Origin of the sequence: Rhizobium sp. NZLR1, from assembly GCF_017357385.1 — a bacterium.
In the GTDB taxonomy this organism is placed as follows: Bacteria; Pseudomonadota; Alphaproteobacteria; order Rhizobiales; family Rhizobiaceae; genus Rhizobium.
Window position 1 is genome coordinate 4,058,257 of record NZ_CP071632.1, and the last position, 26,744, is coordinate 4,085,000.

General features: G+C 60.3%; 21 protein-coding genes, 1 tRNA gene, 2 rRNA genes and 1 riboswitch (1 of these 25 running past the window's edge). Of the genes, 12 read left to right on the forward strand and 12 right to left on the reverse strand.

Annotated features, from left to right (window positions below):
- Positions 1 to 45 precede the first annotated feature (45 nt).
- From nrdF to J3O30_RS19980, 5 genes are all read right to left on the reverse strand, one after another.
- The gene (gene nrdF / locus J3O30_RS19960; RefSeq protein WP_207581924.1) at positions 46 to 1,020 is read right to left on the reverse strand and encodes a class 1b ribonucleoside-diphosphate reductase subunit beta; all 975 of its coding nucleotides are present in this window, start codon (positions 1,018 to 1,020) and stop codon (positions 46 to 48) included.
- Positions 1,021 to 1,036: 16 nt separating this feature from the next.
- Positions 1,037 to 3,241, reverse strand: coding sequence for a class 1b ribonucleoside-diphosphate reductase subunit alpha (gene nrdE / locus J3O30_RS19965; protein WP_207581925.1), 2,205 nt, complete (start codon positions 3,239 to 3,241; stop codon positions 1,037 to 1,039).
- Positions 3,220 to 3,624, reverse strand: a complete 405-nt coding sequence (gene nrdI, locus J3O30_RS19970; protein ID WP_207581926.1) for a class Ib ribonucleoside-diphosphate reductase assembly flavoprotein NrdI — start codon at positions 3,622 to 3,624, stop codon at positions 3,220 to 3,222. Before nrdI ends, nrdE begins: the two co-directional genes overlap by 22 nt.
- A 13-nt stretch (positions 3,625 to 3,637) precedes the next feature.
- Complete coding sequence (nrdH, locus tag J3O30_RS19975; RefSeq protein ID WP_007631990.1) at positions 3,638 to 3,859, reverse strand: glutaredoxin-like protein NrdH; 222 nt, start codon at positions 3,857 to 3,859, stop codon at positions 3,638 to 3,640.
- 269 nt (positions 3,860 to 4,128) lie between these two features.
- Positions 4,129 to 4,354, reverse strand: a riboswitch (cobalamin riboswitch).
- A 328-nt stretch (positions 4,355 to 4,682) separates the two neighbouring features.
- Positions 4,683 to 6,956 (reverse strand): heavy metal translocating P-type ATPase, encoded by a 2,274-nt coding sequence (locus J3O30_RS19980; RefSeq protein ID WP_207581927.1) that lies wholly within the window; start codon positions 6,954 to 6,956, stop codon positions 4,683 to 4,685.
- Between the two features lie 71 nt (positions 6,957 to 7,027).
- Between J3O30_RS19980 and J3O30_RS19985 the strand changes: the two genes are divergently transcribed.
- Both J3O30_RS19985 and J3O30_RS19990 read left to right on the forward strand, forming a co-directional pair.
- On the forward strand, positions 7,028 to 7,450 hold the full coding sequence (locus tag J3O30_RS19985; RefSeq protein ID WP_207581928.1) for a helix-turn-helix domain-containing protein: 423 nt from the start codon (positions 7,028 to 7,030) through the stop codon (positions 7,448 to 7,450).
- 69 nt (positions 7,451 to 7,519) lie between these two features.
- Positions 7,520 to 8,746, forward strand: a complete 1,227-nt coding sequence (locus tag J3O30_RS19990) for a TIGR03862 family flavoprotein (protein WP_207581929.1) — start codon at positions 7,520 to 7,522, stop codon at positions 8,744 to 8,746.
- 25 nt (positions 8,747 to 8,771) lie between these two features.
- Here the strand turns inward: J3O30_RS19990 and msrB are convergent, their stop codons facing one another.
- Positions 8,772 to 9,254, reverse strand: coding sequence for a peptide-methionine (R)-S-oxide reductase MsrB (msrB, locus tag J3O30_RS19995; protein WP_207581930.1), 483 nt, complete (start codon positions 9,252 to 9,254; stop codon positions 8,772 to 8,774).
- A gap of 208 nt (positions 9,255 to 9,462) precedes the next feature.
- On the opposite strand from msrB, the gene J3O30_RS20000 reads away from it, so the two are divergent.
- The 10 genes from J3O30_RS20000 (at position 9,463) to J3O30_RS20045 (ending at position 21,547) form a co-directional block, all read left to right on the forward strand.
- Positions 9,463 to 10,422: a helix-turn-helix domain-containing protein gene (locus J3O30_RS20000; RefSeq protein WP_207581931.1), complete on the forward strand. Its 960-nt coding sequence runs from the start codon at positions 9,463 to 9,465 to the stop codon at positions 10,420 to 10,422.
- Between the two features lie 169 nt (positions 10,423 to 10,591).
- On the forward strand, positions 10,592 to 12,100 hold the full coding sequence (gene adh / locus J3O30_RS20005) for an aldehyde dehydrogenase (RefSeq protein ID WP_207581932.1): 1,509 nt from the start codon (positions 10,592 to 10,594) through the stop codon (positions 12,098 to 12,100).
- A 102-nt stretch (positions 12,101 to 12,202) separates the two neighbouring features.
- Entirely contained in the window at positions 12,203 to 12,598 is a 396-nt protein-coding gene (locus J3O30_RS20010; protein ID WP_207581933.1) for a DUF779 domain-containing protein, read from the forward strand.
- 189 nt (positions 12,599 to 12,787) lie between these two features.
- Positions 12,788 to 13,384: a DJ-1/PfpI family protein gene (locus tag J3O30_RS20015; protein ID WP_164016307.1), complete on the forward strand. Its 597-nt coding sequence runs from the start codon at positions 12,788 to 12,790 to the stop codon at positions 13,382 to 13,384.
- A gap of 24 nt (positions 13,385 to 13,408) precedes the next feature.
- Positions 13,409 to 13,759 carry a ribbon-helix-helix domain-containing protein gene (locus J3O30_RS20020; protein WP_207581934.1) on the forward strand — a complete coding sequence of 117 codons (351 nt, stop codon included), beginning with the start codon at positions 13,409 to 13,411 and terminating at the stop codon, positions 13,757 to 13,759.
- A gap of 159 nt (positions 13,760 to 13,918) precedes the next feature.
- Positions 13,919 to 14,626, forward strand: a complete 708-nt coding sequence (locus tag J3O30_RS20025) for an SDR family NAD(P)-dependent oxidoreductase (RefSeq protein WP_207581935.1) — start codon at positions 13,919 to 13,921, stop codon at positions 14,624 to 14,626.
- Between the two features lie 297 nt (positions 14,627 to 14,923).
- A complete protein-coding gene (locus J3O30_RS20030; RefSeq protein WP_207581936.1) occupies positions 14,924 to 16,057 on the forward strand; it encodes a calcium:proton antiporter in 1,134 nt (377 codons plus the stop codon).
- Positions 16,058 to 16,189: 132 nt separating this feature from the next.
- Positions 16,190 to 16,954: a DUF4239 domain-containing protein gene (locus J3O30_RS20035; protein WP_207581937.1), complete on the forward strand. Its 765-nt coding sequence runs from the start codon at positions 16,190 to 16,192 to the stop codon at positions 16,952 to 16,954.
- 173 nt (positions 16,955 to 17,127) lie between these two features.
- A complete protein-coding gene (locus J3O30_RS20040; protein WP_207581938.1) occupies positions 17,128 to 18,324 on the forward strand; it encodes an efflux RND transporter periplasmic adaptor subunit in 1,197 nt (398 codons plus the stop codon).
- Positions 18,325 to 18,364: 40 nt separating this feature from the next.
- Positions 18,365 to 21,547, forward strand: coding sequence for a multidrug efflux RND transporter permease subunit (locus J3O30_RS20045; RefSeq protein WP_207581939.1), 3,183 nt, complete (start codon positions 18,365 to 18,367; stop codon positions 21,545 to 21,547).
- A 12-nt stretch (positions 21,548 to 21,559) separates the two neighbouring features.
- Here the strand turns inward: J3O30_RS20045 and J3O30_RS20050 are convergent, their stop codons facing one another.
- The 6 genes from J3O30_RS20050 to J3O30_RS20075 form a co-directional block, all read right to left on the reverse strand.
- Complete coding sequence (locus J3O30_RS20050) at positions 21,560 to 21,889, reverse strand: hypothetical protein (protein ID WP_207581940.1); 330 nt, start codon at positions 21,887 to 21,889, stop codon at positions 21,560 to 21,562.
- The gene (locus J3O30_RS20055; RefSeq protein WP_207581941.1) at positions 21,886 to 22,674 is read right to left on the reverse strand and encodes a DUF2092 domain-containing protein; all 789 of its coding nucleotides are present in this window, start codon (positions 22,672 to 22,674) and stop codon (positions 21,886 to 21,888) included. The genes J3O30_RS20050 and J3O30_RS20055 overlap by 4 nt, the downstream gene beginning before the upstream one ends.
- Before the next feature lie 201 nt (positions 22,675 to 22,875).
- Entirely contained in the window at positions 22,876 to 23,670 is a 795-nt protein-coding gene (locus J3O30_RS20060) for a hypothetical protein (RefSeq protein ID WP_207581942.1), read from the reverse strand.
- Positions 23,671 to 23,947: 277 nt separating this feature from the next.
- A tRNA-Met gene (locus tag J3O30_RS20065) sits at positions 23,948 to 24,024 on the reverse strand.
- Between the two features lie 170 nt (positions 24,025 to 24,194).
- Positions 24,195 to 24,309: ribosomal RNA gene (gene rrf, locus J3O30_RS20070) — 5S ribosomal RNA — on the reverse strand.
- A 220-nt stretch (positions 24,310 to 24,529) separates the two neighbouring features.
- Positions 24,530 to 26,744, reverse strand: a 23S ribosomal RNA gene (locus tag J3O30_RS20075); it runs 665 nt beyond the window's last position.

A 26,744-nucleotide genomic window follows, 5' to 3' on the forward strand; every position in this document is an offset into this window, starting at 1 on the left:
GGGCGATGGGGAAGCAAATGATAAGGGCCCGACTGCGATAAAGCCTCAGAAATCCCAGTCCTCGTCCTCGGTCGCGACAGCCTTGCCAATCACATAGGAGGAACCGGAGCCGGAGAAGAAGTCGTGGTTCTCGTCGGCATTCGGCGAAAGCGCCGAGAGGATCGCCGGATTGACCTTGCAGGCCTCGGCCGGGAAAAGCGCCTCGTAGCCGAGGTTCATCAGCGCCTTGTTGGCATTGTAATGCAGGAATTTCTTGACGTCCTCGGTCAGCCCGACTCCGTCATAGAGCGCTTCGGTATATCGAGCCTCGTTGTCGTAGAGTTCGAGCAGCAGGTCGAAGACGAAATCTTTGATCTCTTGCCGCCTCTCCTCGCTGAGCCGCTCCAGCCCGCGCTGGAACTTGTAGCCGATATAATAACCGTGCACCGCTTCGTCACGGATGATCAGCCGGATCATGTCGGCCGTGTTGGTGAGCTTGGCGCGGCTTGACCAGTACATCGGCAGGTAGAAGCCGGAGTAGAACAGAAAGCTTTCGAGGAAGACGCTGGCGACCTTCTTTTTCAACGGGTCGCCGGAGCGATACTGCTCCATGATCAGCGCCGATTTCCGTTGCAGAAATTCGTTTTCCTCCGACCAGCGATAGGCATCGTCGACATCGGGCGTCGAGCACAGCGTCGAAAAGATCGAGGAATAGGAGCGCGCATGCACCGCCTCCATGAACGAGACGTTGGAAAGCACCGCCTCCTCATGCGGCGTTGCCGCATCCTCCATTAGCCTGATGGAGCCGACGCCGTTCTGGATGGTGTCGAGCAGCGTCAGCCCGGTGAAGACCCGGATAGTGAGCTGCTGCTCGGCCGGCGTCAGCGTCGCCCAGGATGGAATGTCGTTGGAAAGCGGCACTTTCTCCGGCAGCCAGAAATTGCCGGTCAACCGGTTCCAGACTTCGAGATCCTTGTCGTCCTCGACCCGGTTCCAGTTGATGGCGCGCACGCGGGACGCCGGTTTGATTTGCATGTTCATGAAGTTTCCCGGTCGGTTAGAGCGTGCAGGAGACACAGCCCTGCACCTCGGTGCCGGACAGCGCCATCTGGCGAAGGCGGATGTAGTAGATCGTCTTGATGCCCTTCTTCCAGGCATGGATCTGCGCCTTGTTGATGTCGCGGGTCGTTGCCGTGTCGCGGAAGAATAAGGTCAGCGACAGGCCTTGATCGACATGCTGGGTCGCCGCCGCATAGGTGTCGACGATCTTCTCCGGCCCGATCTCATAGGCGTCCTGATAATAATCGAGATTGTCGTTGGTCATGAACGGCGCCGGATAATAGACGCGGCCGATCTTGCCTTCCTTGCGGATTTCGATCTTCGAGACGATCGGATGGATCGAAGAGGTCGAGTGGTTGATGTAGGAGATCGACCCTGTCGGCGGTACTGCCTGCAGATTCTGGTTATAGAGACCGGAAGTCATCACCGCCTTCTTGAGAGCCGCCCAGTCCTCCTGCGTCGGAATATCGATGCCGGCAGTTTCGAACAGCGTCCTAACTTTCTCCGTCGCTGGCTTCCATTCCTGGCTCGTATATTTGTCGAAATATTCGCCGGAGGCATATTTCGAATTTTCGAAGCTCTTGAAGCTCGTGCCGCGTTCGACCGCGAGGAGGTTCGAGGCGCGGATTGCGTGGTAGGTCACCGTATAGAAATAGATATTGGTGAAATCGACGCCTTCCTCTGAGCCGTAAAAGATGCGTTCGCGGGCGAGATAACCGTGCAGGTTCATCTGCCCGAGGCCGATCGCATGGCTCTCGTCATTGCCCTTTTCGATCGAGGGAACCGAGGAGATATGGCTCATGTCGGACACGGCCGTCAGCGCCCGGATCGAGGTCTCGATCGTCTTGCCGAAATTGGCGGAATCCATCGCCGCGGCGATGTTCAGCGAGCCGAGATTGCAGGAAATATCCTTGCCGAGATGCTTGTAGGAGAGGTCGTCATTGTAGTCGCTCGCCTCGCTCACCTGCAGAATCTCCGAGCAGAGATTGCTCATCGAAATGCGCCCGGCGATCGGGTTCGCCCGGTTCACCGTGTCCTCGAACATGAGGTAGGGATAACCGCTCTCGAACTGGATTTCGGCGATCACCTGAAAGAATTCGCGCGCCTTGATCTTCTTCTTGGCGATGCGGGCGTCTGCCACCATCTCCCGGTAGTTTTCCGTCACCGAAATCTCGGTGAAGGGCACGCCATAGACGCGCTCGACGTCATAGGGCGAGAACAGGTACATGTCCTCGTTATTCCTCGCGAGTTCGAAGGTGATGTCAGGCACGACGACGCCGAGCGACAGCGTCTTGATGCGGATCTTCTCGTCGGCATTTTCGCGCTTGGTGTCGAGAAAACGCATGATATCGGGGTGATGGGCGTTGAGATAGACCGCGCCCGCGCCCTGGCGCGCGCCCAGTTGATTGGCATAGGAGAAGCTGTCTTCGAGCAGCTTCATCACCGGAATGATGCCCGACGACTGGTTTTCGATCTGTTTGATCGGCGCGCCGGCCTCGCGGATGTTCGTCAAGGACAGCGCCACGCCGCCGCCGCGCTTCGACAGCTGCAGCGCCGAATTGATCGACCGGCCGATCGATTCCATATTGTCCTCGACGCGCAGCAGGAAGCAGGAGACGAGCTCGCCGCGCTGTTTCTTGCCGGCATTAAGGAAGGTCGGCGTCGCCGGCTGGAAACGGCCGGAAATGATCTCCTCGACCACGTCGCGGGCAAGTGCCTCGTGCCCACGCGCCAAGGCCAGCGCCACCATGCAGATACGATCTTCGTAGCGTTCGAGATAACGCTTTCCGTCGAAGGTCTTCAGCGTATAGCTGGTGTAATATTTGAAGGCGCCGAGGAAGGTCGGAAAGCGGAACTTCTTGGCATAGGCCTGGTCGAACAGGTCACGCACGAAATTGAAGGAATACTGGTCGAGAACCTCCTGCTCATAATAACCCTCGGTCACGAGGTAATCGAGCTTTTCCCGGAGATTGTGAAAGAACACCGTGTTCTGGTTCACATGCTGCAAAAAATACTGCTTCGCCGCCATGCGGTCCTTGTCGAGCTGGATCCTCCCCTCGTCGTCATAGAGGTTCAACATCGCGTTCAGCGCGTGGTAGTCGAGCGCTTCCGCCGCTTTCAAAGGGCGTTCGCCGGCGGGATGAGCAAAAGTGTTATGCGGTTTTGCGCCCGCATCCCGCGTCAGAGTTGTTCCCGTGTCCAAAATCGTTCCATTCCGTGTTTAACGTTGGCGACATCCGCTTCGGTGCCCAGCAGCTCGAACCTATAGAGGTACGGCACTTGGCATTTCTGTGAGATCACGTCGCCGGCGAGCCCATATGTCTCGCCGAAATTGCTGTTGCCCGCAGCGATCACGCCGCGGATGTGTCCTCGGCTCTCCGCATCGTTGAGGAAACGGATAACCTGCTTGGGAACGGCCCCCTTGCCCCCGTCGCCACTGTAGGTCGGCACAACAAGCACAAAGGGTTCACGGATACGGAATGCGTCTGCGGCACCTGTTGGAATGCGCGCCGCGCACATTCCAAGCTTGGCGACGAACCGATGGGTATTCTCGGACCGGCTGGAATAATAGACGATCAGCCCCATCGTTCGGCCTCGATCAGGAGAGCGCGCTGATCATGTCGGGACGGAAGCCGGCCCAATGCTGCTCGCCGGCGATGACGACGGGCGCCTGCATGTAGCCAAGGCTGCGGACGCGATCGAGCGCTTCGGCATCCTCGGAGATATCGACGATGTCATAAGCGACGCCCAGGCGGTCGAGGGCGCGGTAAGTGGCGGTACATTGGACGCAGGCCGGTTTGCTGTAGACGGTAATGGTCATGATATTCCTCGTGACGACGCGATTGGGACGCAGGGCATCGATCGGAAATCTCGCGATATCCGTCGAAACATTCTCTGATGGTTTGAACGATGCGGCCTGTTCAGCCGCCGGGCGTGATCCGCCCTCTGCTTAGCGCGGGTTGCGGCCTGAACTGAGATACTGACATGACTTCACCCCGAAGTGGCTCATGCGGAGGATCGAGCGGCCTTGCGAAACGCGACGCGGCTATCATCCGCAGCCATGCAACGCGACCTTCCGGACTCCCCGCCCGTGGACGTTTTGTTCGAGGCAGGTCTCCTGGCTCACGGGTCAAAGCATCCTGCCCAGCCTTCCCGGAGCATTATGCTCCAGTGGCCTGAAATCGGACAGTTGCTCGCCGCTTACAGTTGCGGGGGCAGCTCCGGCATAGCCGCGCCATAATGGCGCAACGCACCGTATTCCCGTCTTAGCCTGCGATTCTCACGAATCGAAGGAACCTCGAACACTAGATATGGTACGCGAATCCAAATTCGCGTCAATGGATGGTTTGTGCATTGCGTTACGGCAGGTTTGAAATCACTGCATTCCTGTGAAAAACAGGGATAACGAAAGCTTAAGGAAAACAGGCGGTGGACAAGGCTCGAACGAAGAGAGCCGGTCTATGGCCGCTCTCAGTTTGATGACAAACCTCCCTCTCCGCCTCATCCTCGGCCTTGTGCCGCGGATCTACTGCCTATCGACCGGAGGCAGATGCCCGGGACAAGCCCGAGCATGACGAAAGAGGGGTTGGCGTCCGTTGTCAGCGGTCTACGGTGACGAGCGCCGCAAGGACGTTATCGGATGTTTACATCCTTACTCGAAGCAATCGCAGCGCGTTGATCGTCACCAGCACCGTGGCGCCGGTATCGGCGAGGATCGCCGGCCAGAGGCCGGTGATGCCGGCAATCGTCGTCACCAGGAACACCGCTTTCAGGCCGAGCGCGATGGTAATATTCTGCAGGATATTGCGCATCGTGCGTTTGGACAATTCGATCATCCTTGCCACGTCGCCGACGCGCCCGTGCAGCACGGCGGCATCCGCGGTCTCCAGCGCCACGTCGGTGCCGCCGCCCATGGCAATGCCGATATCGGCTGCGGCCAGCGCCGGCGCGTCGTTGATGCCGTCGCCGACCTTGGCGACGACGAAGCCCTCGCGCTTCAATTCGACGACGACCCGCTGCTTGTCCTCAGGCATCATCTCGCCGCGCCAGTCGATGCCGAGCATGCCGGCAACGGCTGCCGCCGTCCGCTTGTTGTCGCCTGTCAGCATCATCGCCTTGACGCCGGCTGATTTGAGCGTGGCAAGCCCGGCCTGCGCGTCCTCGCGCGGTTCGTCGCGCATGGCGATCAGCCCGGCCGCAACATTGTTGACCAGCAGCACCGAGACGCTCTTGCCCTCGTCGTTCAGGTCAGTGATGCGTGCCTCCTGTTCAGCACCGAGTGCGCCGCGTTCGCGGGCAGCGGGCGGCGACAAAAGATCCAGCGCCTCGCCGCCGGCTTTGCCGCTGACCCCCTTTCCCGGCAGCGCCTCCAGTTCGAAGGCCGGCGGCATGGGAACGCCGTCCGCCTTGGCGCGGTTGAGGATCGCCAGCGCCAGGGGATGGCTGGAGCCCTGCTCCAGCACCGCCGCGCGCGACAAGACTTGCGCCTCGCTCAATCCGAAAGAAATGATATCAGTCACCTGAGGTTTGCCTTCCGTCAGCGTGCCCGTCTTGTCGAAGGCGACCATCGTCACCTTGCCGAGCGTTTCCAGCACCGCGCCGCCCTTCATCAGCAGCCCGCGCCGCGCACCCGAAGAAAGCGAGGCGGCGATCGCCGCCGGCGTCGAGATGACAAGCGCGCAGGGGCAGCCGATCAAGAGGATGGCAAGGCCCTTATAGATCCATTCGCCCCACGACCCACCGAACAACAGCGGCGGAACGATCGCGACAAGTGCGGCGACCACCACCACGCCGGGCGTGTAATAGCGCGAGAACCGATCGATGAAGCGTTCGGTCGGCGCCTTCGATTCCTGCGCTTCCTCCACCAGCTTGACGATACGGGCGATGGTATTGTCGGCTGCGGCCGCGGTGACGCGAACCCTGAGCACCGCATCGCCATTCACGGTTCCGGCAAACACAACGGCATCGACGCCCTTGCGCACCGGCGTACTCTCGCCCGTCACCGGCGCCTCATCGATCGCGCTCTCGCCTGAAATGATAACGCCGTCCGCCGAGATACGATCGCCAGGACGCACCATGATAATCGCGCCGACGGCAAGGCTTTCCGCCGGCACCTCCCGCGTCTGGCCATTGTCTTCGAGCAGCGCGCTCTTCGGCACCAGGGCCGTCAGCGACTGGATGCTTTCGCGCGCCTTGCCCGCAGCCACCCCTTCCAGCAGTTCGCCGACGAGGAACAGGAACACGACAGTTGCCGCCTCTTCGCCTGCATTGATGATGACCGCGCCGACGGCGGCGATCGTCATCAGCATCTCGATCGAAAACGGCGTGCCGGAGAGAGCCGCCATGACGGCGCGCCGCGCGATCGGCACCAGCCCGACCAGCATGGCCACGATGAAGGCATAGGATGCGATCGCCGGCACCAGATGGTCGATAGCATAGGCAGCAACGAGTGCGGCACCCGAAAGGATGGTCAGCCGCCCCTTCTTGCTCTGCCACCAGGGACCGGTCATCGGCGCATGGTCGTGCCTATGCAGCCCCTCGATTTCCTTCTGGCCATGGTCGTGGTCATGATCGTGACCTGCGTGATCATGGCTGGCATGATCGTGATCTCCATGGTCATGGCCCGCATGATCGCCATGATCATGTCCGTGGTCGTGATGATCGTGTGCGCCGTGGCCTTTCGCCGGCGTCGTGCTTCCGGCAAAGGGCGAGACCGAATAGCCGAGCCCCGTCACCTTCTTCTCGATCGCCTTGAGATCGCTGTTGCCGTCGTGCCGGACGGTCATCGTTCCCGCCATCACCGAGACCGAAACATCGGCGACACCCGCCACGCGCCTGACGGCCGTGTCGATCTTGGTCGCGCAGGCGGCGCAATCCATACCGCCAACCCGGTATCGTGTCTCGTTCGTCTCAGCCATGAACCGCTTCCTTGTCAAACAGAAGCATCCCTCCTACATCCTCTAGCGGCTAGAGGTGCAAGAGGAAAATCATGAAAAAGATCACGATCGGCGAAGCTGCACGCCAAAGCGGCGTCAAGGTGCCGACGGTGCGCTATTATGAGAGCATCGGCCTGCTTGCGGCCCCGAGCCGCAGCGAAGGCAACCAGCGCTCCTTCGAGCCTGCCGATATCAACCGCCTCGCCTTCATCCGCCACGCCCGTGAATTGGGCTTCGAAATCGAGGCCATCCGCGCGCTGCTCACGCTGCAGGATGATCCGCACCAGTCCTGCGCCTCGGCCGATGCCATCGCCAAGGCCCGCCTTATTGAAGTCGAGCAACGCATCCGCAGCCTGATGGCTTTGAAGGCCGAACTGGAAACCATGGTGGAAGGCTGCGGCCACGGCCGCGTCGACCAATGCCGCGTCATCGAGGTTCTCGCCGATCACGGCCAGTGCACCCATCCGCACCACTGATTTCCATCCTTGCAGTCAAGGCGCGCCCGCGCCAAAACTGCACGCAGAAAGAATCAGGCGAAGACATCCATGAACCAGAAGCGGATCGCGATTATCGGTGGCGGCCCGGCCGGCCTTGCGGCTGCCGAGCTGCTTTCGCTGTCCGGCCATGCGGTGACGGTCTATGACGCCATGCCGACCTTCGCTCGCAAGTTCCTGCTGGCCGGAAAGTCGGGTCTCAACATCACCCATTCCGAGGACTATGGCCGTTTCACCACGCGCTTCGGTGCGGCAGCCGCCCGCCTGCGCCCCGCGCTTGATGCCTTTACCCCCGATGATATCAGAGATTGGGCAGCAGAGCTCGGGACAGAGACCTTCGTCGGCTCGTCCGGCCGGGTTTTTCCGAAGGTGATGAAGGCCTCTCCCTTGCTGCGTGCCTGGCTCAGGCGGCTGGAGACGCAAGGGACCACGCTTCGCACCCGCCACCGCTGGATCGGTTTTGCCGAAGAGGGTTTTGCCTTTGAAACGCCCGAGGGGCGGCGCATCGTCGATTGCGACGCGGCCCTGCTGGCGCTCGGCGGCGCAAGCTGGCCGCGCCTCGGCTCGGATGCGCGCTGGCAGCCCTGGCTATCGGAGCGGGGCGTTGATATCGACGCTTTTAAACCCGCCAATTGCGGCTTCGTCGTCGACTGGAGCGAAAGCTTCCGCGCACGTTTCGCCGGCGAGCCGGTAAAATCGGTCACCGCCACATCCGAAGCCGGTACCTTTCCCGGTGAATTCGTCATCACCACAAGCGGTATCGAGGGCAGCCTCGTTTATGCCAATGCCGCAGCACTGCGCGACCGACTGCAGAGCCACGGCGACGCCGCCCTGACACTCGATCTCGCACCGGGCCGAACGGCCGAAAGGCTGACCCGCGACCTGGCGCGGCAGGACGCCAAATCGAGTTTTTCAAACCGCCTGCGCAAGGGCGCGGGCCTCGACGGCGTCAAGGCGGCGCTGCTGCGGGAATTCACGCCGGAGTGTGACCGACGCGACCCCGAACGCCTGGCCGCTATGATCAAGGCCCTGCCGCTTCCGGTTCTCGAAACCCGGCCGATCGGCGAGGCGATCTCCTCGGCCGGCGGCATCCGCTGGAGCGGCATCGACGACAGCTATATGTTGAAGGTGCTGCCCGGCATCTTCGTCGCCGGCGAGATGCTCGACTGGGAGGCGCCGACTGGCGGCTATCTCCTCACTGCCTGCCTGGCGACCGGCCGGGCCGCGGCACGCGGCATCGAAGCCTGGCTGCAAGGCACTGGCGCTCGCCAGCACTGAGGCAGCAAACAAGCCCTTCCTTCGATCAGGCCGAGGCTGGATGAAATGTCATGACAAGGCCGTTCATGCAGTAGCGAAGCCCGGTTGGCTTCGGACCATCATCGAAGACGTGGCCGAGATGGCCGCCACAACGGCCGCAATGGACTGCCGTGCGCGCCATGCCGAACGTCGTGTCGTTGGTGGTGCCGACGGCATGGTCGAGCGGTGCCCAAAAGCTCGGCCAGCCGGTGCCGCTGTCGAATTTGGTCGCCGAGGAAAAGAGCTTTTGGTCGCAGCCGGCACAGGCGAAATTGCCCTTCCGCTCCTCATGCAGCAGGGCGCTGGTGAAGGGAGCCTCCGTCCCCTCCTGACGCAGGATGACAAATTGATCCGGCGTCAGCAGCTTGCGCCATTCCTCCTCGGTGTGCGTCACCGTAAACGTCTCGCCGGCGATCGCCTTGCCGGCCCCCAAGCGAACCGTAAGCGCTCCGAAAGCGGCACCCATCAGCAACAATCGTCTGTTTAACATGGTCGGGATCTCCTCGCCTTGCACATCTGTTTCTGCACAGGATTACGGGCGAGAGCGGTCTTTTGTTACACTCTCTGCGTCCAAACACCGAAATGTGATTCCGCCACCTTCGTCTGGAAAACCCGCACGCTGATGACCGTCAGGGCCGGCTGATTGCAAACCGGCCGCTTTTCCATCAGACTATGCTGAAGTTCCGTGGGAGGAGCAGATGCACGAACACTCAGCACACGCCGAGCATGTCTACACCTCTGCCCAGCGCGATTCCGCCGCGGCGAGTTCCCCCGTTGTCGCCTCCTGGCGGCGATGCATGACCATGCACCAGCTCGCTCCGGAGGACGAACGGGCGCCGCTGCGCGTTACCGATGAAGAATTCCGGCGTGCCCGCGAACAGTCCGGGCAACTGATCGCCAGCGCGACCGAAGAGCTCGATCGTCTCTTTACCACCGTTGGCAAGGCCGGTTGCTGCCTGCTTCTGACCGACAGGAACGGCATTGCATTGGAGCGTCGGGGTGCCGCTGGCGACGACAAGGAGTTCCACGAACTCGGCCTCTGGACCGGCTCCGTCTGGACCGAGGCGAGCATTGGCACCAACGGCATTGGCACCGCCCTTGCCGACGAGCGTGCCGTCGCCATCTTCCGCGATCAACATTTCTTCTGCGCAAATACCAGCCTCAGCTGCACGACGGCGCCGATCCGCGATCATCGTGGCCGGGTGGCCGCAGCCCTCGATATCTCCACCTGCCGTGAAGACGTCAACGAGATGACGCTGACGATCCTGACGCAGACCGTGCGCGATGCGGCAATGCGCATCGAGCTCAACCTCTTCCGCTCGGCCTTTCCCAGCGCCCGTTTCCTGATGGTCCCGGCCGGCGTCAATTCCGGCGCCGCCCTGCTTGCCGTCGACCGGCATGACCTCGTGCTCGGGGCAACACGCGCCGCCCGCATCGCGCTGCAGCTGGACGATAGGCGCATTGCGGCGGGCATTCCGGCCGCCGATGCCCTGCATGAGGCCGGCGTATCGCAGCAGGAAGAGATCGTCGAAGCGGAAAAGGCAGCCCTGCTGCGGGCGTTGTCGCGCACCAGCGGAAACGTCTCGCAGGCGGCCGCCGCCCTCGGCATAAGCCGCGCCACCCTGCACCGGAAAATGAAGAAGTTCGACCTTCACTGACCAGCCGCCCGAAAGTTCCACCGATACCGTCGATCACGACGCGACCTGTCGCATGTCTGCGACACTGTGCGGTGCGGTATTGAAGAGCCGCCCTGTTCCCTCCGCCAAAACATGCACATTTTCCTCCCACTGGTTCGCTTCGGAACTTGGTTCATCAAGGGAGGATGACATGCTTCATCAGAAAATCGTCGAGTCGCCGTTCAAGCTGAAATACGGCAACTATATCGGCGGCGAATGGCGCGAGCCCGTCGAAGGCAAATACTTCGAAAACCTCACGCCCGTCACCGGCGGCAAGCTCTGCGACATTCCCCGCTCCAATGAAAAGGACATCAATCTCGCACTCGACGCAGCTCATGCGGCAAAGGAAAAATGGGGCCGCACCTCGGTTGCAGAACGCTCCAATATCCTCATGAAGATCGCCCAGCGCATGGAAGATAAGCTGGAATTGCTTGCTCAGGCCGAGACCTGGGATAACGGAAAACCGATCCGCGAAACCATGGCGGCAGACATTCCACTGGCGATCGACCACTTCCGCTACTTCGCTTCCTGCATCCGCGCCCAGGAAGGTTCGATCGGTGAGATCGACCACGATACCGTCGCCTATCACTTCCACGAACCCCTCGGCGTCGTCGGCCAGATCATTCCCTGGAACTTCCCGATCCTGATGGCCACTTGGAAGCTCGCTCCGGCGCTGGCCGCCGGCAACTGCGTCGTGCTGAAGCCTGCCGAGCAGACCCCGGCCTCGATCCTGGTCTGGGCCGAACTGGTCGGCGATCTCCTGCCGCCCGGCGTGCTCAACATCGTCAACGGCTTCGGCCTCGAAGCCGGCAAGCCGCTGGCGACCAGCCCGCGCGTCGCCAAAATCGCCTTCACCGGCGAGACGACCACCGGCCGGCTCATCATGCAATATGCCAGCCAGAACCTCATTCCGGTGACGCTGGAACTCGGCGGCAAATCGCCGAATATCTTCTTCGCCGATGTGATGGCCGAGGACGACGATTTCCTCGACAAGGCGCTCGAAGGGTTTGCGATGTTTGCCCTCAACCAGGGCGAAGTCTGCACCTGCCCAAGCCGCGCCCTCGTCCAGGAATCGATCTACGACCGCTTCATGGAAAAGGCCGTCAAACGCGTCGAGGCGATCAAGCAGGGCAACCCGCTCGACAGCGCGACGATGATCGGTGCCCAGGCTTCGACGGAGCAGCTGGAAAAGATCCTCGCTTATCTCGACATCGGCAGGCAGGAAGGCGCCGAGGTTCTGACCGGCGGCTCGCGCAACGACCTCGGTGGCGATCTGGCGAACGGCTATTACGTCAAGCCGACGATCTTCAAGGGCCACAACAAGATGCGTGTGTTCCAGGAGGAAATCTTCGGACCGGTGGTCTCGGTCACGACCTTCAAGAACGAGAAGGAGGCGCTTGAAATCGCCAACGACACGCTTTACGGCCTCGGCGCCGGCGTCTGGAGCCGAGACGCCAATCGATGCTACCGCTTCGGCCGCGAGATCCAGGCCGGCCGCGTCTGGACCAACTGCTACCATGCCTACCCGGCCCATGCCGCCTTCGGCGGCTACAAGCAGTCCGGCATCGGCCGTGAAACCCATAAGATGATGCTTGAGCATTATCAGCAGACCAAGAACATGCTGGTGAGCTACAGCCCGAAGGCGCTCGGTTTCTTCTGAGAAACTCGCATGGTGAGAGGAGGGTCAAAACCCCTCCCCAACCCTTGTGGGGAGGGGTTGGGGAGGGGACTTCTTCCTCCCGAAACTTTTGGAGGAAAACCGATGGAAACCACCGTCAACGGCGAACCGCGTGTTCTCGCAACCAACGCCGCCCTCGACCTGATCGCTGAGATCAAGCGGGATCATTCCGATATCCTCTTCCACCAGTCCGGCGGCTGCTGCGACGGCTCCTCGCCGATGTGTTATCCCGCCAATGAATTCATGATCGGCGACAGCGACGTCAAACTCGGCGAGATCGGCGGCGTGCCGGTCTATATCAGTGCCAGCCAGTTCGAGGCCTGGAAGCATACGCAACTGATCATCGACGTCGTTCCCGGCCGCGGCGGCATGTTCTCGCTCGACAACGGTCGCGAGAAACGCTTCCTCACCCGCTCCCGCCTCTTCGGCGGCGGCGAGACCTGCGCCGTCCCTGATGTGACGGTCAAGGCGGTCTACTAATGCATGTCGCCCGGAAGTGTGCAGCGGTTCCGGGATAACGACATGCATAAAAACAAAGGACTAAAGCGCATCGCATGAATCAAATTTGATGCGGCGCGCTTTAGGGAATTTCGGCTGTAGTATTCCCATAGTACCTTCTGCGCGCCGCTCTTTGTTAATCTCCGGCCGTTGGTTTCAAAGGAGGATGCGATGCCAGCTTCAAAAATCCTGATGATCACCGGTGATTTCACCGAAGATTACGAAACGATGGTGCCGTTCCAGACGCTGCTCGCCTGCGGCTACACGGTCGACGCCGTCTGCCCTGGCAAGAAGGCGGGCGAGACGGTCGCCACCGCCATTCATGATTTCGAAGGCGACCAGACCTATTCCGAAAAACGCGGCCATAATTTCGCGCTGAACGCCACTTTCGACAGCGTGCGGGCCGAAGATTACGATGCCCTCGTCATCCCCGGCGGCCGCGCGCCGGAATATCTGCGCCTCAATGCCGACGTCATTAAAGCGGTCCGGCACTTCTTCGATGCCGGAAAACCCGTTGCCGCCATCTGTCATGGCGCGCAGCTGCTCGCTGCCGCTGGCGTTTTGAAGGGCCGCACCTGCTCGGCCTATCCCGCCTGCCGGCCGGAAGTCGAGCTTGCCGGCGGCACCTACGCCGATATCTCAATCACCGATGCGGTCTCGGACGGCAACCTGGTCACGGCGCCGGCCTGGCCGGCACATCCGTCGTGGCTGCGCCAGTTCATGGCGGTGCTCGACGCGGCAGCGCTGCTCGAAACCAACGCCGCCTGAGGAGGGCGGCACCGGGAGGACGACATGTGCGAATTGTTCATCAAGGCGGATGCGCGGCTCTGGGAAAGCGCCACCCGGTCGCTGCGCATCGACGGCATGGTCACCAGCGTCAGACTGGAGAACTTCTTCTGGTCGAAGCTCGAGGAAGTCGCCCGGCGCGACGGCATGAATGTCGTCCAGCTGATCACCCGGCTGCATCATGAATCGATCGATGCCGGCCATGATCTTGGAAACTTCACCTCCTTCCTGCGCGTCTGTTGCGCCCGCTATCTCGACCTGCAGCTCACCGGCGACATCCCGGCCGACGTCACCCGCCCGATTTCCGGCCTTGACGCGCCCGAGATTCTCGGTCGCGAACGGACGAAATATCACTGACGGCCGACTCGACGAAACCGTTGAGCAATGACGGCGGAACTGCCTGCGGATAGCGCCGAGGGAAGATGTCTGACCGTGTCGCGGCTGCGTGGGCTTGCCTTGCCGCGCAGCCTGGATCAACAATGCGCGCCATCAAGGACCGGCAGGAGATCGATTGCCATGAACGACCAGAAAGCCGTGATCGTTACGGGAGCCGGCGGCAACCTCGGCAGCGCCGTTGTCCGCGAGCTCGCCGCAGGCGGCGCAAAACTCGTCTGCATGAACCGCTCCAGCCAGGAGCTGGAAGCCTTGGCCGGCGACCTGCCCGCCTCCACCGAGTTTCTGTCGATCGCGGGAACGGATCTCACCGATTATGCCTCCTGCGCGGCCGCTGTCGCCCGGGCCGTCAAGCACTTCGGCGGCGTCAGCGCCTTGGTCAACACGGTCGGCGGTTTCCGGGTGGGACCGGTCGGGCCGGACGCCCCTGCGCAGTGGGAGACGATGATGACCGCGAACGCCCGCACCGCGCTGACGATCAGCGCCGCGGTTCTCCCGACGATGAAGGCATCGGGCTACGGTCGCATCGTGCATGTTGCTGCCGCACCCGGCCTGAAGGCCGGCGCCAATCAGGCCGCTTACGCCGCCTCGAAAGCCGCCGTCATCCGGCTGACGGAAGCGATCGCCGCCGAAAGCCGCGACGACCGCATCACCGCCAACTGCATTTTGCCCGGGACAATCGACACGCCCGAGAATCGCGCCGCCATGCCCAATGCGAAAACGGACGGCTGGGTATCGCCGCAATCGATCGCCCGTCTTATCGCCTTCCTAATTTCGCCGGCCGCAGCCGTCGTCACCGGCGCGGCGATCCCCGCAACCGGCCGCGAATGACGGAAGCGGTGGGGTGATCGGCCGCCGCAAGGCGCTGCGGCCGCCAGCGTCGACATTTCACCGAACCTCGCCTTGGCCTTGCGTTTTCGCGACTGTTCCTTGCCGCGATCAGTGGGTGATGAAACGACGAAGACCTGCAAGTTTTGCTCAGTGACATACGATCTTGCTTGAGGTTCGGTTCGCCTTAAGGCAGCCTCATTTCCGCTTGGCTCAGGTGGCAGGCAGGAGACAGCGGGCGGACACGATGGTGTTGATGATCGCATTGCGACGGCATTTGCCAGAAGGCGGGTGGTTTCGATGACGGACGATCCCGGATTGCGTGCCGTCAGCGCCACCAGCCTGGTGCGCGAGGAATGGTTCCTGGGCGTCAGCGTCGCGACGAGCTTCGTATTTCTTGCTTTCCAGGAGCAGCTCTTCGGCCAGCTTTCCGATCCGCTTTGGTTCACTGTCGTTTTCGGTTGGCTGTTTGCGGTCGTGCTCGGCTCCGCTCTGTCGGTCGTGCGGCACGCAGACCACCTGGCGGAGCGGCTGAAGGAGCCTTACGGCACACTCATTCTAACACTTGCCATCACCTCGATCGAGGTGATGGCAATATCAGCCGTCATGCTTCACGGCGAAAACAATCCCACACTGGCGCGCGACACGTTGTTTGCTGTCGTGATGATCATCCTGAACGGCATGGTCGGCCTGTCGTTGCTGCTGGGTGCGTGGCGGCGACCGGAACAACAGCATAACCTGCAGGGCGCCAACGCCTATCTCGGCGTGATCGTGCCGCTGGCGACATTGAGCCTGGTCATGCCGACATTTCTTGCAGATCCGGACGGGCAGCATCCATCGGCACCGAGGCAACTGATACTGGGTGTCATATCGGTCGGCCTTTATGCCACATTTCTGTTTCTTCAAGCCGGCCGCCATCGGGACTATTTCTCTGACGAAAGCAACCCTCACGAGCTGCGCGGCGAGCGTGTGCCTCGCCACGGACCGGTCTGGCCACATGCCATTCTGCTTTTCGCCTATATGGGTCCCGTCGTCTTCCTGGTCGAACAGCTTGCGCGGCCGATCGATTACATTATCGAAACCCTGCATGCTCCAACCGCATTTGGCGGTGTTGTGATGGCCATCCTTGTCGCAACGCCTGAGGCGATCAGCGCAGTGCGTGCGTCCATCGCCAACAATCTTCAGCGCTCCGTCAACATCTTCCTTGGTTCGGTATTGTCGACGATCGGGCTGACCGTGCCGGCGATGCTAGTGATCAGCCGTCTTTACGGGCACCCGGTCACCCTCGGCCTGGAACACGGAGATCTGGTGATGCTGCTGCTCACCCTTGCCGTCAGCATCATTACCTTTGCCAGCGGCCGCACGCATCTCATGCAAGGTGCGGTCCACCTTGTACTTTTCCTGGCTTACGTGCTGCTCATTTTCCAGCAATGATCTCCGATCAGCGCGAGAACAACAAAGTAAAGAGTTCCACGCTCTGCCTGTCTTCCGCTATGGTGACTGTAATGAATGCACCACTTGCAAGCCTCACGGCGCTTGCAAGCTTGACGTGACGGAGACCGGGACTTGAGCTCACTGTTGCTTGGCGGGCTTGTATTTGTTTTTCTGTCGGTGGCGACATCGATAGGATTGCTGGCGCGCGACCGTTTGCCGGATCATCACCTCAATGCTGAATCCAAGGATGCCATCAGGCTGGCGACCGCGGTGGTAGGAACGCTGTCGGCCTTGGCACTCGGCCTCCTGATCGCATCCGCCAAGACGACATACGACAATGCCGAAGTGGAAATGAGAACGGCGGCGGCACGGGTGCTCCTGCTTGACCGCGTCATGGCCCAGTACGGGCCGGAAACAGACATGGCGCGGCAATTGCTGCGTGAATTGATCGAGAAACGCCTGGGCCGCGGCTGGTCGGCCGAGACCACCGACGAGGCATCCGGCAAGGCGCTGGGAGAATATCAGGATATCGAGGCGGTTCAGGGCGATCTTCGATCCCTCTCGCCGAAGGATGCCGTACAGCGTTCGCTGCAGGTGCGCGCTCTTGATGTGAGCGGCATGGTGGCCGAGACCCACTGGCTGCTGGTCGAATCCGGTAAAGAGGGTTTGCCCTGGGCTTTCCTCGCTGTGCTCGTCTGCTGGCTCTCGCTGCTTTTTGCGACCTTCGGGCTGCAGGCGCCGGCCAACCTGACCGTGCTGTCGATTCTGCTGGTTTGCGCCCTGTCCGTCGCGGGCGCGGTCTTCCTGATTTCGGACATGGCCAATCCCTATGTCGGGCTGATCCGTGTTTCCGATGCCCCCTTGCAGTCCACCATCGAACGGCTGGGAAAACCATAGCCATCGCGTGGCGTCCGCGAACGACTCCGACATGATTCAATTGTGCCCCAGCAGCTATTGCAATTTGCAGCAATGCCGCGACATAATATCACATGCCCGGAACTTTTCGGAGAAGGTCGTCTCCGCCGAGGCACGCATGAAGACTGGGGCTCGTAAACATCGGGGCGGCGGCAATGCGTGTGAGATTGGATCAGGGTCTGCACCTGTCAGTGGTGCTCGCCGGCATGGCAATTTTCGCAGGCTGCGAGGACAGCGGCAACACCTACGTCCCCCCTCCGCCAGCTCCGGTTCGCGTCGCCCAACCGGTCCAGCAGCCGGTCACCTTGTATTTCGAACTTACTGGCAATACGGCGCCGCTGAATTCCGTCGATATCGAAGCACGCGTCCAGGGCTACATCGAGTCCATCGATTACCAAGACGGCATGACGGTGACGAAGGGTACCAAGCTCTTCGGAATCGAACGAAACACCTACCAGGCGCAGTTCGACCAGGCGAAGGCATCGCTCGCCTCGCAACAGGCATCGCAGGTGGGTGCGCAGCAGGAATATGATCGGCAGCTCAATCTATCGAAGCAACAGGTCACCACACAGACCGCAGTCGACAGCGCCAAGGCGACGCTCGACGAGGCGAATGCGTCCATCCTCAACGCCCAAGCCAATCTCGAGCTGGCGACGATCAACCTCGGATATACGGAGGTGCTTGCCCCCTTCGATGGCACCGTCACGGACCATCTCGTCGATATCGGCGCACTCGTCGGCGTATCCGGCCCCACCAAACTCGCCAGCATCGTCCAGACGGATCCGCTTTATGCCTATTTCAACGTCAGCGAAGTCCAGGTCCTGACAATCAAGGAAACCATGGCAAGGCAGGGACATGCCTTCAAGCAGACGGACCTTCCGAGCATGGCTGCGGAAATTGGCTTGCAGACGGAACAAGGTTATCCGCACAAGGGTCATCTCGACTACGTGTCGCCTCAGCTCGATGCCTCCACAGGCACTCTTCAGGTACGCGCCTTATTCGACAACAAGGACCGGGCCATGTTGCCGGGTCTCTTCGTGCGGGTCCGAGTGCCGGTCGGCCATAACGACAAGGCTTTGCTGGTGCGCGACGACGCCATCGGAACGAACCAGTTGGGCAGCTACCTGCTCGTTCTGGGCAAAGACGATATCGTCGAGCAGAAACAGGTCAAGACCGGCCAGCGCGAAGGTTCGCTTCGCGTTATCGACTCAGGCCTCGATCCGGCCGACTGGGTCGTGACTCAAGGCATCCAGCAGGCGATCCCCGGCAGCAAGGTCACACCCGAGAAAATGGAAATGAACCCGGCGGCGAGCGCCGCCGGCGATGCCAAGGCCAACACCACCACGCAGTGAATTCGCCACCATGCTCATCTGAACGTCTAAGGACACCAGCATGATCTCGCGCTTCTTCATCGAGCGACCGGTGCTCGCCAACGTTCTGGCCTTGGTCTTCGTGCTCATCGGCGCGGTCGCCCTTCTCCAACTTCCTGTGGCGCAATATCCAAATGTCGTTCCGCCGACGGTGCAGGTGACGACGCGCTTCCCGGGCGCCAGCGCGCAGACCCTTATCGACACCGTCGCGTTGCCGATCGAGCAGCAGGTCAACGGTGTGCAGGACATGCTCTACATGCAGTCGGCGAGCGCCAGCGACGGGACCTATTCGCTGACCGTCACCTTTGCCATCGGAACGGATCCTGATCAGGCGCAAGTTCTGGTGCAGAACCGCGTCGCCATAGCGATGTCGTCGCTTCCCGAAGCCGTGCAGCTTCAGGGCGTGACGACGCAAAAGAAATCGACGGCGATCCTCGGCTTTGTCAGCCTGACCTCGCCCGACAGCCGCTATGACAGCTTGTTCCTGTCGAACTACGCCGTCATCAATCTGCAGAATGAGCTCGCCCGCCTGCCGGGCGTCGGCAACGTGACCGTGTTCGGCGCCGGCCAATATGCCATGCGCATCTGGATGGATCCGAACCTGCTGCAGGCCCGCGGCCTGACGCCGCAGGATGTCGTCAGCGTCGTGCAGCAGCAGAGCCAAGAGGTCGCCGCCGGTCAAATCGGCATTCCACCGGTGCCGAAAGGACAAGTCTTTCAATACACACTGAACGTCAACGGCCGGCTGAACGAAGCCGCCGACTACGAGAACATTATCGTCAAGGTCGAGAGCGGACAGGGCGGCCGCATCACGCGCGTCCGCGATATCGGCCGCGTCGAACTCGGCGCCCAGACCTACAGCCAGTCCTTCACGCAAAACGGCCGGCCGGCGGCCGGCATCGGCATTTTTCAATTGCCCGAGGCCAACGCCATTGCGGTGGCGCAAGCGGTGAACGCTAAAATGCAGGAGCTCTCGAAAGGCTTCCCGCCGGGGCTTGAGTATCATCTGCCGTTCGACACGACGAAATTCGTCAAGGCCTCCATCGACGAGGTTTACGTCACCTTGATCGAGGCCGGCGTTCTCGTTCTCATCGTCATCCTCGTCTTCCTGCAGGATTGGCGGGCGATGCTCGTGCCGGCGACCACCGTTCCGGTCACCATCATCGGCGCCTTCGCCGCCATGGCGGCATTGGGCTTCACCGTCAACCTGTCGACGCTGTTCGCCATCGTTCTTGCCATCGGCATCGTCGTCGATGATGCCATCGTCATCGTCGAAGGCGTCGCCCGGCACATCGAGGCGGGCATGTCCGGCCGGCAGGCTGCCGAGAAGGCGATGGAAGAACTGCTCGGCCCCGTCATTGGGATCACGCTGGTGCTGATGGCGGTTTTCATTCCGGCCGCCTTCCTGCCCGGCCTGACCGGCCAGCTCTATCGGCAGTTCGCACTCGTTATCGCCGCCACGGCGCTGATCAGCGCCATCAATGCCGTGACGCTGAAACCGACGCAATGCGCCCTCTGGCTGCGAGCGCCGGTGCCCTTCGAGAAACGCAACGCCTTTTATCGCGGCTTCAACAGGGGCTATGATTGGGGCGAGCGCCACTATGCCGGATTGATCGGATCGATGACCCGCCACAGCGGTATCATGGCGATCGCAGCACTTGCGCTGATCGGCGTCGCCGTCTGGGGGCTCACGCGCCTGCCGACCGCCTTTCTGCCCCTCGAGGACCAGGGCTATGTGCTGATCAGCGCGCAATTGCCCGACGGCGCTTCGAAGGAGCGGACGGATGCGGTGATGGAAGAGGTCGGCAAGATCGCCGAAACCACACCTGGCGTCGATCAGGTGCTGACTATCAGCGGCCTTTCCGTTCTCGACAACAGTGCCAGCCTGCAGAATGCCGGCGTCGCCTATGTCGTTCTCAAGGATTGGGACGAGCGCGGCAAGGCGAAGGGACAGGACCTGCTGTCGATCTATCAGCATCTGAACGAGGCGCTGCAAAGCGTGCTTGCCGCCAAGACTTTGGTCGTCGTGCCGCCTCCGATCCAGGGCGTCGGCAATGCCAACGGCTTTACCATGCAGGTCCAACTCAGAAACGGCGCATCCGACTATCCACTGCTGCAATCGCTTGCCGATACGATCGTCAAAAACGGCAATGCGCAATCATCGCTGCAGAGGCTCAGTACGCCTTTTCGCTCAAACGTGCCGCAGCTTGCGGTATCCGTCGATCGTATCAAGGCGGAGACGCTGGGAATTACGGTGGGCCAGGTCTTCTCCGCTCTCTCCGGCTATATCGGTTCGAGCTATGTGACGCAGTTCAACAAGTTCGGCCGCACCTTCCAAGTCTATGCGCAAGCCGCATCCGATTTCCGTATCAGCCCTGAAGACATCCGAAATCTGAAGGTCAAGGCCGGCGACGGGACCATGGTGCCGCTTGGCACGGTCGTCGATGTTAAGACGACGCAGGGCCCGTCCCTGATCAGCCTCTACAATCTCTATCCCACAGCCACCATCGTCGGCGGGCCAGCCGCAGGATTCAGCTCCGGCCAGTCGCTCGCGGTGATGGAGCAGATCGCCGATCAGACGCTGCCGCCAGGCACCGGCTTCGAATGGACGGCGCTGTCCTATCAGGAGAAGGCCGTGGGCGGGCAGATCTATTTTGTGTTCGCGCTGGCCATGCTCCTCGTCTATTTCGTGCTCGCCGGCCAATATGAAAGCTGGATCCTGCCGCTGGCGGTCATCCTCGCCGTGCCGCTCGCCCTTCTCGGAACGGTGGCAGCACTCATGGCGGCGGGCGTCGCCAACAATCTCTATACGCAGATCGGCCTCATCCTGCTGATCGCGCTCGCAGCCAAAAATGCCATCCTCATCGTCGAATATGCTCGCGAAAAGCGGGCAGAAGGCATGGAAATCCTGGATGCGGCCGTCAAGGCCGCCCGCCTGCGCTTCCGGCCGATCCTGATGACGTCCTTCGCCTTCATCCTCGGCGTCCTGCCGCTGGTGCTGGCGACGGGCGCCGGAGCATCGGCCCGCAAGTCGATCGGCATATCGGTCTTTAGCGGCATGATCGCCTCGACCTGCCTTGCCATCCTCTTTGTTCCTTCCTTCTACGTGCTGCTGCAGCGCCTCGAGGAACACTGGAAGCGCCGCGGAGCGACCACAAGCACGGCTGCACCAGTTGCGGAGGCGGAGATAGCGAAACTCCGGTAAGGCGAGCAGCAATTATTGGACGATCACCTGCACATAGACATTGCCGCTCTTGGCATAATAATAACCGCCGCAGCGATAATAATAGCCGCCGTAATAGGGACCATAGCGGCAGCCTGCTGGAAGCACGGCGATGGTCGTCGTCGTGCGTGTGACGACCCGGCGCGTCGTCCGGCGGGCAACGCCTGCATAGGAGAGCGGCGTCAGCGGTCTGCCGATGACGGCGCCCGCCGGCGTAGCGAAGCTGATCGACAGTGGCATGGATCCCTGCTCCCCGATGTGGAAGCCGGTGAATGTCAGAAAACCGGCCAGGCCGAGGGCGAGGAACAGCTTGTTATAGATCATTTTAAGTCTCCCATATCGGCGGCTTCAGGCAGCTCGTCGAGCGATTGCAGCTCACTGAGATCCACCGTCTTTGCACTGGCTGGAATCTCGATGGTGTAAGAAACGGCCGCCACATCCGCCCCGCTTTTGAAATCGCTGATTTCGAGAGTGTATTGCGGCGCCTGGACGACGTGCTTGCTGGTGATGACGTATCGCCGCGGTATGGGTTGCGGGCCGTTCTGTATCCAAATCTGCCAGTCGATCTCAGGCGTTCGGAAGGCCAGATATTCGCATTCAACCCCATCCACGAAAGCGCTGGAAATATGCTTGGCCTCCGTCACATCTGATATAAGCACGTCATAGACGTTGGAGGCTAAAAGATCGGCGCCCGGCGCTTCGACGCCTGCGGTCATCAGCCTGTCGATCAGATCATCGAGCGAACCCTTGCCGTCGATCTTGGCATAGGCTTCGAGGTTCTTGCCATGAACCGTCAGCGACGAACCGTCGAAACTCACATCGAGGTCGGCAAAGCCGCCGGTTCTCGTGACCCGCAGCTTATCGGGACGAGTGAGGTTGGCTGTCCCTGAACTCACGAACTGGAGTTTCTCGAAGGCAGGCGTCACTGCTTCGAGCGACGATTGATAGCTGAAGGAGATCGTCTTCTGCGCCGCCAGAAAATCGGACATCGTCTTTAAAAGAGCTTTCGCATCATCTGCCCATGCGCTGGTCGGCGGCGCCAGGCTGGCGGCAAGCGAAACATACAGGAGCATCCGCTTCAACCGCGGGAAAGGGAAAGTCGATGACATGGCAATGCCTTTCGTTGGTGTCGTCATTGATTTCATCGAATTGCAGATGGCGCCGGACCTGCCGCAGCCGAACATGAAAAGTGCTGATGCAATGCAGGCATGCGGGCTAACTGCCGCTTGCGGACTTCGCGGGATCGCGCGCACCAAATTCCTCGGCGCAGCCCGCGATGGTCTCTTTCAGCGAGCAACTTCGACCGGGCGTTACAAGCCCGAGGTCAGCACGCGATGGCAGGCTGGTGATACGCGTTGCAGATTGTCGCGCAGGCAGGCAATGCCTCGCCCTCCCCCCAAAGGCACCATGCGGCACAATGCCCGGAAGTCCGCTCCGCAGGTTTCCCGCAGGATCATCACTTCCTCACGTGGAGAGAAGGCTGGCATCATTGCCCGAGGGGCCGGCGCGATCGCACCGGTCGCCGCGGCATCGCCAGTCTTCGCGCCGCCCGATCCCCCCAATGCCGCAACCGCTTGCTGACATGGCGCCGATAGAGCCGCGTTGTGCTGTTGCAGACAGCTGAGCGCCGCCGCACCGCCCGGCGTGACACCGGAACATTGCGCCATGAAATCGCGCTGACAGGCCGATTTGACCGCATTGCGCTGCGCCTGCGTCGGCTGATGCGCCGGCGTGCCGGTAGCAGGCGCCGGGGTAGTCACCGCAGTATTTGCAGGCGCAGCCGGCGTCGGCGCCGCCGATGTCGATTTGGGTTTGACGTTCACGGCGGACACCGCTTTCTGACAACCTGCCGAAAGCGTAGCGCTATGCTGCTGCAAACAAGTGAGCGCCTCGATACCTCCCGGCGTAACCCCGGAGCATTTCGCCATGAAATCGGAGCGGCACTCTGCTCTGATGGCATCACGCTGCTCTTCGGTCGGCGCTTGCGCAGACACAATCCCGGCGAGAAACACCACCGCGCAGAACGCAGGCAACCCGAAGATTAGCGATAGAAGACGCCGCCGCCCATACGGAAGCGCCAGCAGGAAAGATCCCCATTTTCCCATGATTCCCCCCAATAAATCTTTGATCTACTTCATGAAATCGAACTGCCTTTGAATAGGATAAATAGGCGCCGCCGAATGGACGGACGTTACTTGCGACTGTGAAAATGTAAGAAGCGCCTGATTTAGGTATATTAGAATATTATCTATTTAGCAACTATCTAGTCGTCGCTTGAAAAGCGACCGCAACTCATCGGAATAGTGTTACCGTCGCCTCAGAAACGCAAAAGCCCGCCATGAGGCGGGTTTTTGGGTATTGTATGTTTGATCATGGAAGGTTTGGTTGCGGGGGCAGGATTTGAACCTGCGGCCTTCAGGTTATGAGCCTGACGAGCTACCGGGCTGCTCCACCCCGCGCCATGGCAAATCCATTGGATCTGCTTGAGTATTATAACACAAAAGGCCGCTTGTTAGCGCCTTTTGACGGCGTTTGCCGTTGATTGTTTTGAGAAGATTGGTTTTGTTGGCGCATGCATCTTTCCGAAGCCTTAAGGCTCCGGGAGCATGCGTTAAGTTGCGCTTTGCAGACCTGGCAGCGACCTACTCTCCCGCGTCTTAAGACGAAGTACCATGGGCGCAGGGGCGTTTCACGGCCGTGTTCGGAAAGGGAACGGGTGCAGCCACCCCGCCATAACCACCAGGTCGGCAAAGCGCAACTTTATGTTTTGAGAAGCTGGCAGGCGTTAGCCTGTTTTCTTTTTTTGAACACGTCTTCGATCTTTTCCACCCGAGGGCGCTTGTGGCACCCATACAGGCCAGAGGCCGTCGCGCTCGGTAGCGCGGGCCGTCCGCAGCGCCATTGGCGCGTCAGGACAAAGGTCAAGCATCATCGAACTTTGTTCGATGAGCACAGTCAATGAGAACGATCAAGCCAATCGAGCTATTAGTACCGGTAAGCTTCATGCGTTGCCGCACTTCCACACCCGGCCTATCAACGTGGTCGTCTTCCACGGCTCTGATAGGGAATACTCGTTTTCAGGTGGGTTTCCCGCTTAGATGCCTTCAGCGGTTATCCCGTCCATATGTAGCTACCCTGCTATGCCCTTGGCAGGACAACAGGTCCACCAGAGATATGTCCATCCCGGTCCTCTCGTACTAGGGACAGATCCTGTCAATATTCCTACACCCACGGCAGATAGGGACCGAACTGTCTCACGACGTTCTGAACCCAGCTCACGTACCGCTTTAATTGGCGAACAGCCAAACCCTTGGGACCTGCTCCAGCCCCAGGATGCGATGAGCCGACATCGAGGTGCCAAACAACCCCGTCGATATGGACTCTTGGGGGTCATCAGCCTGTTATCCCCGGCGTACCTTTTATCCGTTGAGCGATGGCCCTTCCACGCGGGACCACCGGATCACTATGACCGACTTTCGTCTCTGCTCGACTTGTCAGTCTCGCAGTCAGGCGGGCTTATGCCATTGCACTCGACGACCGATTTCCGACCGGTCTGAGCCCACCATCGCGCGCCTCCGTTACTCTTTCGGAGGCGACCGCCCCAGTCAAACTACCCACCATACACTGTCCCGGACCCGGATAACGGGCCGCGGTTAGACATCCATGACGATAAGGGTGGTATTTCAAGGATGGCTCCACGGAAACTGGCGTCCCCGCTTCAAAGCCTACCACCTATCCTACACATGCCGACACGAATGCCAGTGTAAAGCTATAGTAAAGGTGCACGGGGTCTTTCCGTCTGACCGCAGGAACCCCGCATCTTCACGGGGAATTCAATTTCACTGAGTCTATGTTGGAGACAGCGGGGAAGTCGTTACGCCATTCGTGCAGGTCGGAACTTACCCGACAAGGAATTTCGCTACCTTAGGACCGTTATAGTTACGGCCGCCGTTTACTGGGGCTTCGATTCAAAGCTTGCACCTCTCCTCTTAACCTTCCAGCACCGGGCAGGCGTCAGACCCTATACGTCGTCTTGCGACTTCGCAGAGCCCTGTGTTTTTGATAAACAGTCGCTACCCCCTGGTCTGTGCCACCCCATCATACTTGCGTAGAATGGGGTCACGCTTCTTCCGAAGTTACGCGTGCAATTTGCCGAGTTCCTTCAACATAGTTCTCTCAAGCGCCTTGGTATACTCTACCTGACCACCTGTGTCGGTTTCGGGTACGGTCTATACGGTGGAGCTATTTCCTGGAACCGCTCCGCTGCCCATCCAATCCAATTAGAATGAACAACTTGTGCAATCCGTCACTACCACCAGGCCCACGAATATTAACGTGGTTCCCATCGACTACGCATTTCTGCCTCGCCTTAGGGGCCGGCTAACCCTGCTCAGATTAACTTTAAGCAGGAACCCTTGGTCTTTCGGCGAGAGGGTCTCTCACCCTCTTTATCGTTACTCATGTCAACATTCGCACTTCCGATACCTCCAGGAGCCCTCACGGGTCTCCCTTCATCAGCTTACGGAACGCTCCGCTACCACGTGTATTGCTACACATCCTCAGCTTCGGTGCATGGCTTCAGCCCCGTTACATTTTCGGCGCAAAGACCCTTATTTAGACCAGTGAGCTGTTACGCTTTCTTTAAATGATGGCTGCTTCTAAGCCAACATCCTGGTTGTTTTGGGATCCTCACATCCTTTCCCACTTAGCCATGACTTGGGGACCTTAGCTGGAGGTTAGGGTTGTTGCCCTTTTCACGACGGACGTTAGCACCCGCCGTGTGTCTGCCGAGTAGTACTCCCCGGTATTCGGAGTTTGGTTAGGATCAGTAAGACGGTGAGTCCCCATAGCCCATCCAGTGCTCTACCCCCGGGGGTATTCGCTCGACGCTCTACCTAAATAGATTTCGCGGAGAACCAGCTATTTCCGAGTTTGATTGGCCTTTCACCCCTAGCCACAAGTCATCCCAATCTATTGCAACAGATGCGGGTTCGGTCCTCCAGTTGGTGTTACCCAACCTTCAACCTGCTCATGGCTAGATCACTCGGTTTCGGGTCTAATGCAACGAACTATGACGCCCTATTCAGACTCGCTTTCGCTTCGCCTACACCTACCGGCTTAAGCTTGCTCGTTACACTAAGTCGTTGACCCATTATACAAAAGGTACGCCGTCACCCTT